The sequence below is a fragment of the Alcaligenes sp. GCM10023179 genome, from assembly GCF_042653705.1.
GTDB classification, from domain to species: domain Bacteria; phylum Pseudomonadota; class Gammaproteobacteria; order Burkholderiales; family Burkholderiaceae_B; genus Alcaligenes; species Alcaligenes phenolicus.
In genome coordinates this window covers 773,871-792,686 of sequence record NZ_JBHSIQ010000002.1, presented here as the reverse complement: position 1 = coordinate 792,686, position 18,816 = coordinate 773,871, and the positions used below count along the sequence as shown (strand labels likewise).

General features: G+C 57.7%; 13 protein-coding genes. 3 read left to right on the top strand and 10 right to left on the bottom strand.

From position 1 onward, the window contains the following. Window positions 1-11: 11 nt before the first annotated feature. Together ACFPDR_RS12980 and ACFPDR_RS12975 are read right to left on the bottom strand one after the other, a co-directional pair. Complete coding sequence (locus ACFPDR_RS12980) at window positions 12-3,188, bottom strand: efflux RND transporter permease subunit (protein ID WP_376911212.1); 3,177 nt, start codon at window positions 3,186-3,188, stop codon at window positions 12-14. After that, window positions 3,185-4,405: an efflux RND transporter periplasmic adaptor subunit gene (locus ACFPDR_RS12975; RefSeq protein WP_376911211.1), complete on the bottom strand. Its 1,221-nt coding sequence runs from the start codon at window positions 4,403-4,405 to the stop codon at window positions 3,185-3,187. Before ACFPDR_RS12975 ends, ACFPDR_RS12980 begins: the two co-directional genes overlap by 4 nt. A gap of 327 nt (window positions 4,406-4,732) precedes the next feature. Here ACFPDR_RS12975 and ACFPDR_RS12970 point away from each other — a divergent pair, with 327 nt between their 5' ends. From ACFPDR_RS12970 to ACFPDR_RS12960, 3 genes are all read left to right on the top strand, one after another. Continuing rightward, on the top strand, window positions 4,733-5,734 hold the full coding sequence (locus ACFPDR_RS12970) for a 2Fe-2S iron-sulfur cluster-binding protein (RefSeq protein ID WP_369326224.1): 1,002 nt from the start codon (window positions 4,733-4,735) through the stop codon (window positions 5,732-5,734). 198 nt (window positions 5,735-5,932) lie between these two features. Beyond that, entirely contained in the window at window positions 5,933-6,409 is a 477-nt protein-coding gene (cueR, locus tag ACFPDR_RS12965) for a Cu(I)-responsive transcriptional regulator (RefSeq protein WP_009463760.1), read from the top strand. 118 nt (window positions 6,410-6,527) lie between these two features. Further along, complete coding sequence (locus ACFPDR_RS12960; protein WP_021447025.1) at window positions 6,528-7,076, top strand: GNAT family N-acetyltransferase; 549 nt, start codon at window positions 6,528-6,530, stop codon at window positions 7,074-7,076. Between the two features lie 158 nt (window positions 7,077-7,234). Here ACFPDR_RS12960 and ACFPDR_RS12955 read toward each other — a convergent pair whose 3' ends face one another. The 8 genes from ACFPDR_RS12955 to dld form a co-directional block, all read right to left on the bottom strand. After that, entirely contained in the window at window positions 7,235-9,487 is a 2,253-nt protein-coding gene (locus ACFPDR_RS12955; RefSeq protein WP_083054237.1) for a TonB-dependent receptor, read from the bottom strand. A 107-nt stretch (window positions 9,488-9,594) separates the two neighbouring features. Next, window positions 9,595-10,599 carry a siderophore ABC transporter substrate-binding protein gene (locus ACFPDR_RS12950; RefSeq protein WP_376911210.1) on the bottom strand — a complete coding sequence of 335 codons (1,005 nt, stop codon included), beginning with the start codon at window positions 10,597-10,599 and terminating at the stop codon, window positions 9,595-9,597. Further along, complete coding sequence (locus ACFPDR_RS12945) at window positions 10,596-11,372, bottom strand: ABC transporter ATP-binding protein (RefSeq protein ID WP_376911209.1); 777 nt, start codon at window positions 11,370-11,372, stop codon at window positions 10,596-10,598. The genes ACFPDR_RS12950 and ACFPDR_RS12945 overlap by 4 nt, the downstream gene beginning before the upstream one ends. Beyond that, window positions 11,369-12,310 (bottom strand): iron chelate uptake ABC transporter family permease subunit, encoded by a 942-nt coding sequence (locus ACFPDR_RS12940; RefSeq protein WP_376911208.1) that lies wholly within the window; start codon window positions 12,308-12,310, stop codon window positions 11,369-11,371. Before ACFPDR_RS12940 ends, ACFPDR_RS12945 begins: the two co-directional genes overlap by 4 nt. After that, window positions 12,307-13,251 (bottom strand): ABC transporter permease, encoded by a 945-nt coding sequence (locus tag ACFPDR_RS12935; RefSeq protein ID WP_376911207.1) that lies wholly within the window; start codon window positions 13,249-13,251, stop codon window positions 12,307-12,309. Before ACFPDR_RS12935 ends, ACFPDR_RS12940 begins: the two co-directional genes overlap by 4 nt. After that, window positions 13,251-15,017 (bottom strand): ABC transporter ATP-binding protein, encoded by a 1,767-nt coding sequence (locus tag ACFPDR_RS12930; RefSeq protein ID WP_376911206.1) that lies wholly within the window; start codon window positions 15,015-15,017, stop codon window positions 13,251-13,253. The genes ACFPDR_RS12935 and ACFPDR_RS12930 overlap by 1 nt, the downstream gene beginning before the upstream one ends. Next, window positions 15,011-16,798: an ABC transporter ATP-binding protein gene (locus ACFPDR_RS12925; protein ID WP_376911205.1), complete on the bottom strand. Its 1,788-nt coding sequence runs from the start codon at window positions 16,796-16,798 to the stop codon at window positions 15,011-15,013. Before ACFPDR_RS12925 ends, ACFPDR_RS12930 begins: the two co-directional genes overlap by 7 nt. A gap of 295 nt (window positions 16,799-17,093) precedes the next feature. Beyond that, complete coding sequence (dld, locus tag ACFPDR_RS12920; RefSeq protein WP_060186218.1) at window positions 17,094-18,815, bottom strand: D-lactate dehydrogenase; 1,722 nt, start codon at window positions 18,813-18,815, stop codon at window positions 17,094-17,096. Window position 18,816 lies beyond the last annotated feature (1 nt).

The following is an 18,816-nucleotide window of genomic DNA, read 5'->3' as shown; positions in this document are numbered from 1 at the left end:
TGTCCTTGGCTTCATGCGTGTTGCTGGTCGTTGCGGTCAGGGGCCCGGCGCTGTTGGCGGCGCAGTGCCAGTTTGCGCACCAGCACGTAGAACACAGGGGTCAGTAGCAGGCCGAACAGGGTGACGCCCAACATGCCGGCGAACACGGCCACCCCCATGGCGTGGCGCATTTCTGCACCTGCTCCACTGGCCAGCATCAGGGGAACCACGCCAGCGATAAAGGCCAGAGAGGTCATCAAGATGGGGCGCAGCCGTAGCCGGGCGGCCTCCAGGACGGCCGTCAATGGGTCAGCTCCCGCCTCTTCCTGCGTGCGGGCAAACTCCACAATCAGAATGGCGTTTTTGGCGGCCAGCCCGACCAGTACTACAAAACCAATCTGCGTGAAGATGTTGTTGTCGCCACCGGATAGCCAGACACCGCCTATGGCCGAGAGTAGGGCCATGGGGGCGATCAGCAAGACGGCAAAGGGCAGGGACCAGCTGTTGTATTGGGCGGCCAGAATCAGGAAGGCCAGCAGGACGGCCAGAGGGAAGATGTACAGGGCAGAGTTGCCGGCCTGCTTTTCCTGATAGACCAGGTCTGTCCATTCGTAGACCATGCCTTCGGGCAAGGTTTCCCTAAGGATTTTTTCGATCGCGTCTGTGGCCTGCCCGGATGAGTAGCCAGGGGCAGGGCCGCCACTGATGTCGGCGGAGGGAAAGCCGTTGTAGCGGATCACCCGGTCGGGGCCGGAGCCTTCGGTCAGGGTGACAAAGGCGTTCAAGGGAATCATGTCGCCTTTATTACTGCGTACTTTCAGCAGACCAATGTCCTGAGCCTGGGCGCGAAATGGCGCGTCAGCCTGTGCCATGACGCGGTAAGTGCGCCCGAAGCGGTTGAAGTCGTTGACATACAGCGATCCCAGGTTGATCTGCAAGGTCTCGAATACGTCTGTCATGGAGACGCCCAGGGTCTTGGCTTTGACCCGGTCAATCTCCACATCCACTTGGGGCGCATTCGTTTGGAAACTGGCCAGCATATTGGCCAGCTCCGGGGCCTGCATGGCTTTGGCCATGATTTGCCCTTGTGCTTGCACCAGAGCTTCGAAGCCCAAACCATCTCTGTCTTCAATTTGCAGTTTGAAGCCACCCATGGCGCCTAAGCCTGGGACAGGTGGCGGTGGGAAAATCCCCAAAAATCCGTCAGGGATCTGGCTGAACTTGCCCATCAGCTTGCCGGCGATGGCGTTGGCAGAAAGCGAGGGGTCCTGACGCTCGTCAAAAGGCTTGAGCATGGCAAACATCAGAGCGGAATTGGGAACATTGACCGGCCCGTTGACGGACAGGCCTGGAAACGCGACCACACTTTCCACGCCCGGCTCGGCCAGGGCAATATTCGACATCTGCTTGACCACCGCTTCGGTGCGGTCCAGCGAGGCTCCGCTAGGAAGCTGCGCGATGCCCACCAGAAAGTACTTGTCCTGAGCGGGCACAAAGCCGTTGGGTACTTGGTGAAAACCCAACCAGGTCAGACCCACAAAGCCGGCATACAACATCAGAACAATCGCACTGCCACGGACTGCACGGTGCACTGTCCCTACGTAAGAGCTGGCAGCGCGGTCAAAGAAACGGTTAAAGAGGCGGAAGAATCCGCCAAACAGGGTATCGATCAGCCGTGTCAGCCAGTCTGGACGTGTCTTGCTGTGATGAGGTTTGAGCAGGATGGCGGCCAGCGCGGGCGACAGGGTCAAGGAGTTGATGGCCGACAAAATGGTGGAAATCACGATCGTCAGGGCGAACTGTCGATAAAACTCGCCTTGCAGTCCGGATAGAAACGCGGAGGGGATAAAGACCGCTGCCAAAACGGATGTGATGGCAATAATCGGGCCGGTTACTTCATCCATGGCTTTGAAGGCCGCTTGCTTGGGCGACTCGCCCAGCGCCATGTGCCGTTCCACGTTCTCTACCACCACAATGGCATCGTCAACCACGATGCCGATGGACAAGACCAGCCCGAACAGCGAGAGCGTGTTCAGGGAGAAACCAAATATATGCATCAAGGCGAAGGTGCCCACCAGGGACACTGGCACGGCGACCAGTGGGATGATGGAAGCACGCCAGGTTTGCAGAAACAGGACAACCACAATCACCACCAGCAAGACAGCTTCCAGCAAGGTGATGGCTACGGATTGCAAGGAGGCCCGAACGAAGACTGTCGGGTCATAGGCGATGCGGTATTCAATGTCTTGCGGAAAACCGCCTTGCAGTTCCTGCATCTTGGCGCGTACCGCATTGGAGACATCAATGGCATTGGCACCTGGGCTTTGAATAATTTGCAGGGCAGGGGCGGATTCGCCATTAAGCAAACTGCGCAGTGTGTAGCCATCGGCCCCCAAAGAGACTCGGGCTACATCGCGCAGACGGGTCACTTGTCCGTCCTCGCCCGTCTTGACCACAATCTCACCAAACTGTTCTTCCGTGGACAGACGCCCCAGGGTATTGACGGTGACTTGAAAGGCCGAGTCCGTATTGGGCTGTTGCCCCACAGAACCGGCAGCGACCTGCACGTTCTGTTCGCGCAAGGCCGCCACGATGTCGCTGGCTGTCAGCCCACGTGTTGCCACGCTGGACGGGTCCAGCCAGATGCGCATGGAGTATTCACCAGCCCCCCAAACCAGTACATCCCCCACCCCAGGAAGGCGGGCCAGTTCGTCTCGTACCTGCCGGATGGCAAAGTTGGACAGATACAGCGAGTCGTAGCGTTTCTCCGGGGAGACCAGATGGACCACCATCAGCACATCTGGCGAGGTTTTCTGGGTGACAACGCCGATGCGTTGAACCTCCTCGGGCAGACGAGGCAGGGCGCGAGAAACCCGGTTCTGCACCTGGATCTGGGCCATGTCGGCATCCGTTCCCTGCTTGAAGGCGATGGTCAGGACCATCTGGCCGTCGGTCGCCATTTGGGAGTTCATGTACAGCATGTTCTCCACGCCATTGATAGCTTGTTCCAGCGGCGCGGCCACCGTGTCGGCAATGACCTCGGGATTGGCACCTGGATACTTGGCTGTTACCTGCACGGTAGGGGGCGTGACTGCCGGATATTCGCTTAGTGGCAGTTGCCAGAAGGCCATGGCACCGGCGATCAGCATCAGCAAGGACAGCACGATGGCAAAGATGGGCCGGCCGATGAAAAAGTGAGGGAACTTCATGGCTGGGCCTCCGCGGGGTGGACCGCAGCGCTTGCTGTTTCACTGCTCGCCTGCATGGGAACGAGGCGGGCAGTGATGCTCATGCCGGGGCGTACCAAGCCTTTGATAATGACTTTTTCACCGGCTTGCAGACCGCTTTTAATGACACGTAAACCATCGACCATCGGTCCAGGTTCGACCACGCGGTATTGGGCTTGATTGTTCGGGTCTACAACCAGTACATATCTTTTCCCTTGATCAGTGCCCAGAGCTTGATCGTCAATCAAAATAGCGGTTTGTTCTGCCCCTGTAGCCAGTCTGACGCGCGCAAACAGGCCGGGGGCCAGCATGCCGTCGGGATTGGGAATGACTGCGCGCGCCCGTACGGTCCCGGTGCTGCGATCAATCTGGTTTCCCACAAAGTCCAGTGTCCCCTGATACGGAAAGCCCTGATCTGTTGCCAGTCCAACGGAAACGGGTAGCCCGGAGGTGTTGTCATCCTTTTCGGGGCGGGTCTGGCGGATGGCTTTCAGGTAGGTGGCTTCGTCTATGTCGAAGTACGCATACAAAGGGTCTGTGGAGACGATGGTGGTCAACAGGCTGGCCTGGTCAGTGGCGCCGCCATTGACCAGATTGCCTGCCGTGACCAGGACCCGGTCTACCCGACCCGAGATGGGCGAGCGGATATGGGTGTAGGACAGGTCCAGCTGCGCGGCGGCGACCGCTGCTTTGGCAACCTGGACCTGGGCTTGCTGGGCGTTGCGTATGGCCAGTGCATCATCGTATTGCTTGCGGGAAACGGCGCCGGTCTCGACCAGTTTCTGTACCCGGTTCAGATCGTCTTGCGCTTGTTTGGCCAGGACCTCGGACTGACGTAATTGCGCTGTGGCTGTATCCAGAGCTACTTGAAAGGGGCGCGGGTCTATATGAAATAAAGCCTCCCCTTTACGTACCAGACTGCCTTCCGGGACGCTGACCGCTTCGACCGCTCCGCTTACGCGCGAACGTAGTTCTACCGATTGAGGGGCGGCAAGAAATCCGGTGAAATCCGTAGAGGGAAGAATGCTGCGCTCCAGAACTTGAGCAACAGGCACGCTGGGGCCTGCGGGCGCACTGGTGGCTTCTGGTGGCGGTTCTGCTGCCTTGTCTTTATGATCGGAACCATCGCGGGCAGCGTAGGCGGTTCCGATGGCGGCGATGGCGCTTGCCGCTAAAGCAAATTTGAATGTTCGACGCATGGCTGTATCCCTTTCCTGCAGCAGGGCTTCGGCCCTTCCGAAGCGTCTGTGCAAAGTTGTTAGCCAAGGCTAGGCATTACAACGATTGGAAGGTCAAGGTTTGTCTGCACACCTTGTTGAAGGTGTTGACTCTCCAATCGTTGGAAGCTTTAGCTTGTTCACAAGGCATTGAGAAATAAGCCTTTTGTGTCGTTAAACAGCAACTTTGTGTGGAGTCGCCATGTCAAATACAAGAATGAGACAGCCAGATCCCTATTGGTCAACAAGAACCGGGCGGGAACTGAGAGTAATGCGTGGCCCGTGGGGCTATACGTGAAGGGGGCAGCAATGAGCAGCAAAACAATTCTTATCCGTCAGACCGGTCAGCAGATCGCCGCTCAGGAGGGGCAAAACATTTTGCAGGCTGCCTTGCAAAGCGGCCTGGCCTATCCGCATGGCTGTCGTCTGGGACGTTGTGGGGGCTGTAAAACCCGGCTGGTTGATGGGCAAATTGACCGGCTGGAGCACTCCCGCTTTGCCCTGACCGAGGAGCAGCAAGCCCGCGGTCTGATTCTGGCCTGCAGGGCGATCCCCTTAAGTGATGTGACCGTAGACTGGATTGGCACGGATGATGTGCGGGGGCTGGCACCCTCGCGTAGCGTGACCGGTACGGTGTCCGAGTTGCGAGAACTGACGCACGATGTGCGCCTTGTGCGTATCCGTCTGGATGAGCCTGAGCCTCTGATGTTTTTTGCCGGTCAGTACGCGGATATCAAATTCGGACAGGCGCCCGTGCGCAGTTACTCCATGGCCAACCGCCCTGGTGCACCCGAGCTGGAGTTTCACATACGTCGTGTTCCCCGTGGGGTGACGTCTTCGTATGTGCACACCGTGCTTCAGCCGGGCGAGAAGCTCAGCCTGGACGTGCCTCGCGGCTCCTCCTATCTGCGCGAGGGGCATGGCGGCCCTATCTTGTGCATTGCGGGAGGCACGGGCCTGGCCCCTATCAAATCGATTGTTGAAACGGCGTTGGCCTGTGGCATGAATCAGCCCATTCATGTGTATTTTGGAGCGCGCGAACTGCGGGATTTATATGCTATTGATGACTTCCGGGCGCTGGAGCGCCAATACCCCAATCTGGCTTTTACTCCTGTCATCTCCGGGATACCGGCCACTCACTATCGCCGGGGGCTTGTCACCGATATCGTTGGCCACGATCAGCCTGATTTAAGCGGTTGGAAGGTTTATGTGGCGGGCTCGCCATCCATGGTGGATGCCACGATGGGCATGGTGCTCAAGCGCGGTTTGAAAGTGCAGGATTTGCATGTGGATGTATTTTTTACGCCATAGCGTTCTGGAGCCGGAGGCTTGGGCCACGCGGGCGCTTGACCTTCCTACCGTGGGAATCTTCACACTGTGTGTTGTCAGTGCTGGCAACACAGGCCTGGGCAGGCAGAAAAGACTGATGGGGCTTTGGACAAGGCCTGCCACCTTTTGCCATCACTGACACCCGACTTTCGAGTCCTTTCATTGAGCAAGGGGAGCAAGATGAATATTGGTGAAGCCTCCAAGGTATCCAAAGTGTCGGCCAAAATGATTCGTTATTACGAGCAGATTGGCCTTATCCCGGAAACCGAGCGCACTGCTGCGGGTTACCGGACGTATAGCCGAAAAGATGTGGAGCGCTTGCGCTTTATAAGACGTGCTCGCGATCTGGGATTTTCCATGGTAGCCATTGGTGATTTGTTGAGCCTGTGGCACGACCCGTCGCGTCAGAGTGCAGATGTAAAGCGGGTCGCGCAACAGCATCTGACTGAGCTGAGCAGCCGCATTAAAAACATGCAGGACATGGCCTTGGCGCTGGAAGCATCCATTGGTTGTTGTCCGGGTGATGAACAGCCTGACTGCTCGATTTTAAGTACGCTGGCGCAGGCAGAGGATCGTGATCCACAGCCCGATTTGCGAGCTGCTACGGTCTTGCGCCGTCCTGTTCGCCGAGGCATTCAGAGCGATGTACGCCTATAATCGGGCGCGTTCACTCAGGGGGCAAGTTTCATGCGGGACTTGGCCAGGCGAGTTCCCTGGTTGAGCGTTGAGGCGGATTCAATCCTCTACAAACCCGAAATACATCACCTTGATTACCATGCCCTCTTTACCTCCAGGCTTGACGCTGCGCCCTTTGAAAGAAACCGAACTGAATCTGTTGTGGTCTATAGACCGTAGTGAACGGATTGACGGTTTGTACGAGCTGCGCGATGGCGTCTTGCACAAGCAAGCGGCTGATATTGATTTGCGGGGTTGGCCGGAAGGTGACCCGGAGAAATATCACCCGGAACATGAGGACGCTTTTCATCGAGGCTCCTGGTTCATGGGCGTATTCAAGGGTGATAGCCTGCTGGCCGCCGTCGGCCTGGACAGCCTGCCCTTGGGACCACAGGGGGAGTGGCGTCAGTTGTTCTTTCTGCATGTCAGCCAGTCCTTGCGCGGTCAGGGGATGGGCGTATGGCTGCTGGATCAGGCCAAGAAGCAGGCTGTTAAGTGGGGCGCGAAGGCGGTCTATGCCTCGGCCACGCCTTCGGTGAATACGGTGGATTTTTATATGGCTCACGGCTTTGAAATCGCGCCAGAGCCAGACCCGCGTTTATTTGAGCTGGACCCGGAAGATATTCACCTGTTGTGCTTCGTGGCTTAAGAAATTGCTCAGTTGTACGCCAGTTAGCTGACTGGTGAGTCGACCGCTGGTGAGCTCACCTGAAAATACCGATGGCAGCATCTGCTTGTCATCAAACAAGGGCTTTGTCACACCACTCAGCTGCAACAAGGCCCTGTCATCAAATTCAGCTCTTCAGCTTAGAAATCCATCGTTGCTGACAACATGAAAGTCCGTGGTGCGCCCACACCCAGGCTGGTGAAGTGCGGCTTGGCCCAGTAAGCCTTGTTCGCTACGTTATTCACCGTCGCCCGCAAGGTCAGCGGACGGCCGGAGATCTTGGTGCGATAGCGTGCGCCCAGATCAAACACGGTGTGGCCTGGGATGGACAGGGAGTTGTCCGCGCTCAGGTATTGCTTGGATGAGGTGGTGGCGTTGGCCATCACGGTCAGACCTTGCAAGTTGGGTACATCCCATTCCACGCCCAGCTTGGCTTGCCACTTGGGCAGGCCCGTGGCCTGGCGGCCCTCTTCAGCCGGGTTGGCGGCTTTGGTGATTTCCGGATCGGAGTAAGCCACGCCACCCATCAAGCGAACACCTTCCATGGGGGAGCCGAAAAAGCCCCATTCAATGCCCCGGTTGCGTTGCTCGCCACCAAAGGAGAACACGTTGGTAAATGGGTCGGTATAGCTGCTGGGGCGCTTGATTTCGTACAGGGCCAGGGTATGGGCAAAGTCACCCAGATCCAGCTTCAGGCCCACTTCCTTCTGCTTGGTTTTGAAGGGGGCAAAAACCTGACCTGCATTGGCGGCGGTGTTGGGAGCAATCGCGCCTTGGGACAAGCCTTCGATGTAGTTGGCGTAGACCGAGACTTGATCAGTGGCTTTCACCAGGAAAGCGACGGCGGGAGTGGTTGCGCTTTCCTTGTAGCGCTCGCCTGTACGCTGGCCGGTGGTGCCATTAAAGCTCTCGTTGATCACTTGCTGACGGCGTGCGCCCAGTGTCACTTGTACGCGGTCCTCGGCAAAGGACAGGGTGTCAGCAAAACCGATGCTCTTCAAGCGAGTTTTAGTGGTGCTGATCAGCGGAATATTGTTCGGCAAGGAAGGCTCTGGACCCCAGACGGGATCGTAGATATTGGTTTCCCATGCGGTGGGCAGCAAGTTGCGAAAGCCGCTCAGGTCGTAGTCTTCGTTGTACTGCGTGGCGTTGATCGCGAATTGATGGCTGACCGGGCCGGTTTGCAGCTTACCCATCAGACCCACTTCAGCGGTTTTGCGCCGCATCTCGTCGGCCACGCCGCTGAAGTTGATCCTGAAGTCGCCTGCGTTATTGATTACCTGACCAGCGCCCATATTGGATCTGAATTTGGTACGGCTGATACCGGCGGCAGCGTACGCGGTGAATTGATCGTTCAGATCGAACTCGCCACGGATCATGGCGCCTTTATCGGTGGTGTCATAAAAAGCCCAAGGCGGGTTCCACGACACATCGGGTTTGGGTGGTTTGGGCAGTTCTACGCCGGGATTCAAGGTCAGGCCGCGTGTCAGGCCGTAGGCGCGGTCTTTGCTGTGAAACAGGTCGGCAGACAAGCGGACACGCTCACCGCGCCAGTCCAGGCCCAAAGAGGTCTGGGTAATTTTCTTGTCCTGGTCTTTGACGGCAATTTCACCATCGCGGTAGGCCGTGTTCAGGCGTACGCCGAACTGTTTGTTCTCGCCAAAGCGACGGCCCAGATCCACGTGGCCACCAAAGTGCGAGTCGGACATATAGCTGCCTGTGACGCGAAACAGGGGATCGTCGCCGGCGCGTTTGGTGACCAGGTTGACGGCGCCGCCTGCAGAGCCTTTGGGCGGCATGCCGTTGAGCAGGGCAGAGGGGCCTTTCAGGACCTCGACGCGCTCGTAGGCTTCGGGCGAGTTGCGGTAGTAGCCGCCCATCCCAGCCAGACCGTTGACGGTGACATCACCCACATCGGAGCGGAAGCCGCGGATGGAGTAGCTTTCGTTGCTCTCGCCTGCGATGCCGCTCATGAACACGCTGGGGTCGGTTTTGGCGATCACTTCGCTGATGTCACGCGCCTGTTGATCGGCTATGTATTGCTCGGTATAGCTGATGGTGTTGAAGGGCGTTTCCATGAAGTCTTTGGTGCCCAGCAAGCCGACACGTCCGCCGGTGGCGACTTGTCCGCCTGCATAGCTTTCTACAGTCTTGTCACGCTGACCTTTGACGGTAACGGATGGCAGGGTGACGACTTCATCAGCCTGGGCAGCCGTACTGTTTTGTGCCCGCGCAGGCGAGGCCATCAAGGCCAGCGCGCTGGCTCCCAAACCCAGTATTAATGCCATTTGCACGGCGCTGAACGTGCGGTCCAGGGCAAAGCCGGAGCGGCTGGAACTGCCGATTTTACGTATCGAGGGCGCAAACGTCCCATTGTGGCGTGGTGTGTACATGCCAGTTTCCTTTATGTAGCGGGGTGTGTTTCTTTGCTTTGATTAAGGCAAATAGAAATTGGATTGAGTCGCGTTACTGTCTATTTGCCCGTGTAAATACCGTTAGATCATGGTTGTTGGTAGGCTTTGATCACGTCATCAATAATCAATTTCAGCGAGGTGACACTGGCGGCAGTTACGTACCAAGCTTCGGCATTGGCAAATACCACACGGCCGTTTTGCCAGGCTTTGGTTTCACGCAGCAGCGGGTTGCTCAGGCTGTCGGCGTTCAGGGCAGGGCGACGTTCCATTACGGCGGTACGGTCGATGATGTAAATGATGTCCGGATTGGCTTGCTGGATGAACTCGCTGGAAACAGGCTGTCCGTGCAGGCCGGTTTCTACCGTCGGGCTGGCAGGCTGTACGCCCAGCGCATTGAATACAAAACCGTAGCGGGACTGCACCCCGAAGGAGCTGAACGAGCCGTTGTTATGCAGAACAATCAGGGCTTTTTCAGGACGATCCTGGGTGATTTCTTTGGCCTGGGCGACTTTGGCATCCAGCTCGGCCACTTTTTGTTGGGCCAACTCTTCTTTCTTGAAAATCGAGCCCAGAGTCAGCAGGTGATTCTTGATGACTTCAATGTGGTTGACCTGACTATCGCGGTAATCCACGTCAAAGTGAATGGTGGGGGCGATCTGGCTCAGTTCCTTGTAGTGATTGGCTTGCAAGGAGGTGATCAGAATCAGGTCCGGTTTGGCGGCGTACACCTGTTCCACATTGGGTTGCACAATTGCGCCGGTGTCCTGGATTTCAGGGGCATTTTTATACTTGTGCAGGAATGCCGGGATGAAGTCTTTGGGCATGCCCACCACCGGGACACCCAAGGCATCCAGAAAATCCACTTCGTTCATGTCCAGCGCCACGACGCGTTGTGGCAGTTTTTCGATGCGTGTCGAGCCCAGCTTGTGTTCGACCACAATCGGTTCATAGCGGGCACTGGCCTGCGGGCTGACGGCGGCTTGCGGTGCCGGGGTTTCCGTCGCTGCCTGGGTCTTTTTCTCGCAGCCTTGCAAGGCAAAGCTGGCGGCCACAAACAGGGCTATCAGCCCGTATCTGTGTTTGGCGATCATGCTGGTTCTCCTGATGGGGTGAAGTAATTGCACAGGCGGCCACGCTCGCTGTGCGTAATCTCGAAATCCAGGCCATAAAGTTCGGTCAGCCGTGCTTGCGTGATGACCTCTGACACCGGTCCTGCGCAGTACAGCGCACCGTTTTTCATGGCCACAATGTGATCGGAATAGTTGGCGGCAAAGTTGATGTCATGCACCACCAGAATCACGGTACGGCCGTACTCGTCACAGAGCCGACGCAAGGCGCCCATGATCTGAACAGCGTGCTTGATGTCCAGATTGTTCAGCGGCTCATCCAGCAGCAAATAATCGGTTTGCTGCGCAATGGTCATGGCCAGAAAAGCCATCTGTCGCTGACCGCCGCTCAACTCGTCCAGATAGGACTGGCGCAAGGGTTCCAGCGATAGAAACTGAATAGCGTCGGAGATGGCTTGTTGATCTTCATCCGTCAGCACGCCGCGGCTATAGGGGAAGCGGCCAAAGGCGACCAGTTCTTCCACGGTCAGGCGCAAATTGAAATCAGGAGATTGGCGCAAGGTGGCTACCCGGCGCGCATAGTCGGCAATACGTATATCCGCAATGTTGCGGCCGTCCAGCTGGATCTGGCCTTCGTCGGTCTCCAGCAAGCGGGCGATACTCATCAGCAAGGTGGTTTTACCGGCACCATTGGGGCCGATCAGGGAGCTGAGCTGTCCGGCAGGAAACTGTGTGCTGACTTTGGAAAGCACGGTCTTGTTCTTGTAGTGTTTGGAGAGCTGATTGATCGTAATCATGCAGTGCCTCGGGTACGAACCATCAGTCCCAGAAAGTACGCGCCACACACCAGGTTGACGAGTATCCCGACGGTCGTGCGGTAATTGAAAACATGTTCCACTGCTATCTGCGCCAGCAAAAACATGACGATGGCGATGGCGCAGCCTAGCGGCAGCGTGATTCGGTGTCGGAAGCTGCGGGCCAGCGCATAGCTGGTGTTGGCTACGAAAATCCCCATGAAGGCAGTGGGCCCGAGCAGGCTGGTGGAAATAGCCACCAGGGCAGCAATCAGTGCCAGCTGGATGCGCACGGTACGGCGATAGTCGACACCTAAAGAAATGGCTTGCTCGCGGCCTAAAGACAGCACGTCCAGCGTGGGCAAGCTGCGCAGGCTGCCCAGGCAAATGCCCCCCACCAGAAGGGCGGAAACCAGCAGTTGCAAAGGCTCGGCCCGGTTAAAGGACGCTTGGCTAAAACCCAGCAAAATGGAGAACTCGCCGGGGCTGATCTTTAGCTGCACAAACTGGGTGAAGGTGCTGATGATCATGGTCAGTACCAGCCCCATCAGCAGCAGGAAATACACATTGTTCTTGCCCTGGCGAAACAGCCAGTGATGGATTGCCAGCGAGTAGGCCAGCATCAGCACAATGGACAGCACTACATTGCCATTGGCGCCCAGCATCACCAGACTTTGTGTGCCCAGCAGCAAAATCAGCAGGGACTGGAACAGCAGGTAAACCGCTTCGTATCCCATGATGGCGGGTGTCAGAATCCGGTTGCCGGTTATGGTCTGGAAAATAATCGAGGACCAGGCAATGCAGATGCCGCCAATCACCATAGCCGCCAAACGGTTCAGGCGTTTGGGGATGATGTAGTCGAAGTCCAGGCCGGAGCGATAGAACACAAAGCTCAATGCCAGCACCAGCAATAGTATCCAGACCAGATGTTGCCGTTTCATCGGTTCCTCCAGAAGATCAGGAACAGAAACAGCAGGCCACCCACGCCACCGGCGGTCAGGCCGATGGGTACTTCAAACGGGTAGATAATGAGGCGGCTCAGAATGTCGCAAGCCAGCAGCAGGCAAGCACCACCCAGCGCCACAATGGGCAAGGTACGGCCCAGGTTGTCGCCATAGCGCAGCGCCACCAGATTGGGGATGACCAGGCCGATAAAGGGAATGGCCCCTACGGTAATAACAGTGGCCGAGACGGTAACCGCGACCAGTATCAAACCCAGGGCCACGGTGGCAGAATAGTTCAGGCCCAGGCTGGTGGCCATGCCTTCGCCCATGCCCAGCACTGTGAAGCGATGCGCATACAGATAGGTGAGCAACACAATGGGCAGGATCAAATAAATGATTTCGTAGTTGCCCTGCACGATCTTGGAAAAGTCGCCCAGCATCCAGCCCTGCATGCTTTGCAAAATCTGGTGCTGGTAGGCATAGAACTCGGCAATGGCGCTAAGCACACCGCCATACATCAAGCCAATCACCGGTACCAGCACGGTGTTCTTGAAGCGGATGCGGCGTACCACAGCGATGAAGATCAGGCTGGAGGCAAAGCAGAACAAGAGGGCAAACAGCAGCTTGCCCAATGTGCCGCTGGTGGGGGCCAGAGTCAGGGCGATCAGAATGCCCAGCTTGGCGGCATCCAGCCCGCCCGAGGTGGCCGGTTCCACAAACTTATTGCGCACAATGTGCTGCAAGATCACCCCGCAGACAGACAGGCCTATGCCACTCAAGACCAGCGCCGCCAGACGGGGCAGGCGGCTGGCGCTCAGTGTCAGCCAGGCATCGCCTGAAAAACTCCATAATTGTGCCCAACTGATTTGCCTCGCACCTATCAGCAAAGACAGGCTGCACAAGATCAGAAACACCAGCACAAAAGATCTAGCTCGCATCACACACCGTTATTCTGGGCTGCGGTGGCAATACGCCATCCTTTGGCGGCATGACGCTGGTTCAGGAAGTGGGCATAAAGGCCTTGGGTTTCGCGCAGTTGGGCCGGCGGGCCTTGCTCGATAATCTGGCCGTTTTCCAGCACCACGATTTGATCGGCCATGGCTACCGTAGAGAGTTGGTGAGCAATCACGATCAGGGTACGCTTGCCACGCAGACGGGCCAAAGCCTGGGCAATGGCCGCCTGGTTTTCGGCATCCAGTGCGGCGGTGGCTTCGTCCACCAGCAAAATGGGGGCGTTCTTGATCAGAGCGCGCGCAATGGCGATGCGTTGACGCTCGCCCCCGGACAGGCGGGCCCCGCCTTCGCCCACCGTTGTGTTCAGACCTTCTGGCAAGCGCGCGATGATTTCGCTGACACCGGCTTGTTCTACCGCTTCCATCAGTTCGGACTCGGTTGCATCCGGTTTTCCCAGGCGTATGTTCTCGGCAATGCTGCCTGCGAACAGATAGTCGTCCTGGAAAATCTGGCTGATTTGCGTGGCCAGTACGGGGCTGCCGATCTGGCGCACATCCACGCCTCCAATGGAGACACTGCCCTGGCTGACATCAAAGAAGCGGGCAATCAGACGAGCCAGTGTGGTTTTGCCCGAGCCGGATTCCCCGATCAAGGCCACCATGCTGCCAGGTGCAATGTTCAGGCTGACGCCATTCAGTACATCGGGCTTGTCGGCGGCATAGCGGAAATGCACATTGTTCAGGACAATCGAGCCGTCGCTTGGAGTTTGGGGCGAAGCGGGTTCGGGCAGGGGCTGAACGGCAAACAGTTCTTGAATCGCATCAAGTTGGCCGCGTGCACCGCGCAGCACTTCACCGTAGCTGGCCACTTCCAGCAAGGAGTCGATATAGCGTGCGCTCAGCAGCAAGGACACGATGACGGCGATGACTTCTGCACTGCTCAGGCCCAGACCCGTATGGCTGTTTAGCCAAAGCGTGGCGGCAATCAGCAAGGCCGCAAAGGCTGCTTGTACGGCCCAGGCATTGAGTACCGCCGAGGCCGTGGATTGCCAGATCAGTTTCTTGCCCGCCTGGTGTTGGCGTTCAATCGCTTCTTCCAGCAGACGGGTGCCACCGCCTTCGCCATTGAAGGCACGCAGCACGGATTGGGCTTGGGCAAACTCCACCACACGCTGGCTGGCATGGGCGAAATGAGCCTGGAAGGCATCATCAGCCTTGCGTCCCAAATGGGCAGTCAGTGCCAGAACACCCGCCAGCAAAGGCAACGCGATTAGGGCAATCAAACCCAGCGGCCAATGCAGAATGAACAGCGCCACGACCAGCACAAGCGGCGTCACAACTCCGGCGATCAGCGGGGTGAAGACGTGTGCAGGTAATTGGGCCACCGACATCATGCCTTGAGTGACGATGTGCCCCAGCCGTGCGGTGTTTTGAGCGGAGAACCAGCCTACGGGCAGTTGGGCGATATGTTCGCCCAGACGATGCCGGCCACCTTGCAGGATGGCGGCCCCAACATTTACACCCGCTTGCTCCACATGGCGGCGCCAAGCCCAGCAGACAGCCACGCCAAGCAGCAGGACCAGCAACCAGCCGCCTGCTTGTTTGGGTTCGCCATTGAGCAGATGAGTGAAAACGGGGACCAAGGTAGTCATGGTCAGGCCGCACAGCAGGCCGTATAAGACAGCCATCCAGCCATAGCGGCGGAAAATGGGGGCATCCGTACCCAGCAACTGAATCAGGGTCTTTAGCATGATGTGTCCTTGGAACGGTTGTCGTAGCCACCCAGGGTCCAGAGTCGTGCGTAACGGCCTTGTTCAGCCAGCAGGCTGGTGTGATTGCCTTGCTCCACAATCGCGCCGTCTTCCAGCACCAGAATGCGATCCGCGTGCATGATGGTGTCCAGGCGGTGAGCAATGACCAGCAAGGTGCGACCTTGGGCAAAGCGTGACAGAGCATCTTGAATAGCCACTTCATTGCTGGCATCGGCAGCGGCGGTGGCTTCGTCCAGCACCAGAATGGGTGGGTCCAGCAGGACAGCGCGCGCAATGCTGACGCGCTGACGCTCGCCGCCCGAGAGTTGGGCGTCTTCACCCACGACAGAGTCGTAGCCACGAGGCAGGGTCAAGATACGGTCGTGAATATTGGCGGCGCGGGCGGCGTCTTCAATCTCTTGCTGACTGGCCGAGGGGCGGCCCAGCGCAATGTTCTCGCGCACGCTGGCATTGATCAGGCGCACCTCTTGCAGCACAAAGCCAATGCGGCGGTAAAGTTCGGTGGATTCGATTTGGCGCAGATTGGCATCGCCCAGGGTGATGCGGCCTTCGCTGGGGTCAAAAAAGCGCAGCAGCAGGCGGGCGATGGTGGATTTTCCAGAACCGGAAGAGCCCACAATCGCGGTGACTGTGCCCGGTTCCAGGGTGAAGCTGATATTGCTGAGTGCCTGATGGCCTTCGCCGTAGGCATAGCTGACGTTTTCGACTCGCACTTCGTGATTTGCCGGGACTTGTTGCTGATCAGTGCTCAGCGGTTCCAGTACGGGTGTTTTCATCAAGGCTTGTACGCGCTGTGCCGCACCCGTTGCGCCACCCAGATCGTGCAGCAGGGTATGCAACAAGAGCAGGGGGGCGCAAATGCCAGGAGCCACCAGGGCGAAGGGCAGAATGTCTACCGGGGCAATCCAGTTCAAATAGCTGAAGAGGGCACCGAAGATCAGCACGACACCTAGAACCGTGACCGGAGCGATCATGGCATGGGCGTGAGCCATGCGGGCCACCAAAGGGCGGGCAAAGTTCAGAAAGGCGTCGGCAAAGCCATCCACGGCCTTGCTATAGCCGCCATGTGCCTGCCCATTGGAACCAAAGGCCTTGACCACGGGAATGCCGCTGACAAATTCCACAGTGGCACTGTTCAAGCGACCCAGTTTTTCGACAAAGCCCTGCATGTTCGCGCTGCTGGCTTTCATGGCGTGGCGCAGGAACAGAAAAAAACCGGGGAAGGGCAGCAAAGCCACGATGGCCATACGCCAGTCCATGACGAACAGGTACAGCACCGAGATCGCAATAGCACCGACGGCGCGGCCGACCGAGGTGTAAAAGTGTGCGGTCAGGCTGTGCAGGGTGGCGATGTCATCCTGCATGGCTTGTTTCACTTCGCCTGAAGCCTGGCCGGTAAACCAGCCTAGGGGCACCTTGGCTAACCTCTGGGCGGCACTCAGACGCAGACCGCGTGTCAGCTGATTGTCGGCCAGGTGGGCCAGCAGCTCGCCTGCCGAGATCAGGGCCAGGCCTGCAAACATGCTGATGATGCTCAATAGCACCGTCCAGCCTATATCGCCTTGCAGCTCGCCAGACAGGGTATTGCCCAAAGTCAGCTTGGCGATGTGGGCGATTCCGGCCAAAGGCACCAGGGTCAGCATTGAACCCAAGGCCGCCAGAACGGCGGCAACAATCAGACGTGAGCGTATAGAGCTGAGGATCTGGCTGATGGGGCCAGGCTCTTTACGCACGTCCGTAGCAGTTTCACGAGTGGTCATGAGCGGTGGTATGTATCTAAAAAGCCGGAGAATTCGGCTCTTCAATATAAGGTATTGAGAATCATTATCGATAATGTAATCTAAATTTTGAATTAGTGGAACCTATTAAACTAAATAGGAAAGGCGGCAGAATATTTTTGTGTTCTGTTTGTCACAATGCACAAAAAAACAGGCCCACCAAGTCGAGCTTGGGGGCCTGCTGGTTTGCATGAAGGACGGTTTATTGAAGGGGCGGACTGCGCTGCAAGCAAGGGAATGGCTTGCAACCCGTGAGTGCCTTCAAGAAAAGGGGGGGCTAGTCGTGTTTGCCGCCGCAGCACACACTCCACCATTTGCGGCGCGAGGTGTGGCCGATGCCAGGGTTGAAGGTGTTGGTCGGGTCCAGCTCGCGGTAGAAGCCGGCCAGGGCAGGTTTGGCGATATAGAGGTGGCCAACATTATGCTCGGCCGGGTATTCGGCACGGCGTTCATCCAGCAACTTCCACATGCGGTGTTCCATATCCAGAGGAACCACGCCTTTTTTGACGATGTAGTCCTGGTGGAATACGTGGCACAGGAAGTGGCCGTAATAGAGCTTGTGGACGATGTCTTTTTCCATATCGTCCGGCAGTTGCTCCACCCATTCCTTGTCATTACGGCGCAAGGCAATGTCCAGCGCCACAATATCTTCCACGCTGTCGGGGTGCGCCTCGCGGTAGCGGATGGCAGCACCGGCAATGGCAAAACGGTGCAGAAAGGCTTTGCGACCTTCTTCGGCATCGCACTCGAAATAGGCACCTTGCTGGCTGCCTTCAAATTGCTGGCTCAGAAATTCGCGCGTGGCCTGCGCGGTGTCGTTGGAGACGCGCAGCAACAGGTGATGCTCGAAACGGTCGCGCCATTCACGCATACGCGGCGGCAGGTGGCTGGGCAGGCGGTTCATGATGGCCTGGATTACGCGATCAGTGACGCCGCGCCAGCCAAAGCGCTCAAAAAAGCCATCCACACGGCTTTTCATGGCAAAGGCGGATGGCACTTTGGCGGTACCAAAACGGTCGATCAGCAAGAAGGTGTCTTTGCCGTATTGCTCGCCAATATCGTAGGCGGTGCGATGGATGTACTCGCCCGCAATGGGCAGGCGGGGCAGTTCTGTCAGCAGGTGACGGCGCACGGCCGTGAGCTCGTTCGGGTCATTGGTGCCGATGTAGAAAACAGTACTGGCTTCTTTGGGAAAGGTATCCAGACGCACGGCAAAAATGCACAGCTTGCCGGCCGAGCCGGAGGCTTCATACAGGCGCGAAGGGTCGGCATTGAAACGAGCCGGGGTCTGGGCATCCACATCGCGCACATCGTCGGCGTAGCGTGGGTCGCTGGCCTTGCGTTCCGGGTCGTTGATGATATCCGCAACACTGTATTTGCCTTGCTCCAGGCGGCTCAGAATTTCTTCCGGGGTATCTCCCAGATTGATGCCCAGGTGATTGACCAGTTGCAGGGTGCCATCGTCCAGCACTTGCGCGTACAGCGTCAATTCCGTGTAGGCCGGGCCGCGTCGTACCAGCGCACCGCCTGAGTTGTTGCAGACCCCGCCCAGCACAGAGGCGCCGATACACGAGGAGCCAATCACCGAGTGGGGTTCACGCTCCAGCGGGGCCAGGGTCTGTTCCAGACGGTCCAGCGTGGCACCGGGCAGGCAGACAACTTGCTGGCCATCGTTGATGACTTGTATGCCTTGCAGACGCATGGTGTTCATCAGCACGATGTCACGGTCGTAGTCGTCTCCGTCGGGGGTGGAGCCGCCTGTCAGGCCGGTGTTGGCCGCCTGCATGATCACGATGCAATCCGCAGCGACAGCGGCTTGCAGGCTGCGCCATTGTTCCAGCAGCGTTCCGGGCCGCACAACGGCCAATACCTTGCCTTCACCCGTGCGATGGCCCTTGCGGTAACGACGCGTACTGCGGTCGTCCGTCAGGACGTGAGGGTTGCCGACAATAGAGCGCAGTTGCTGCAACAAATCCGCAGCGCTGGTGGAAACTGACATG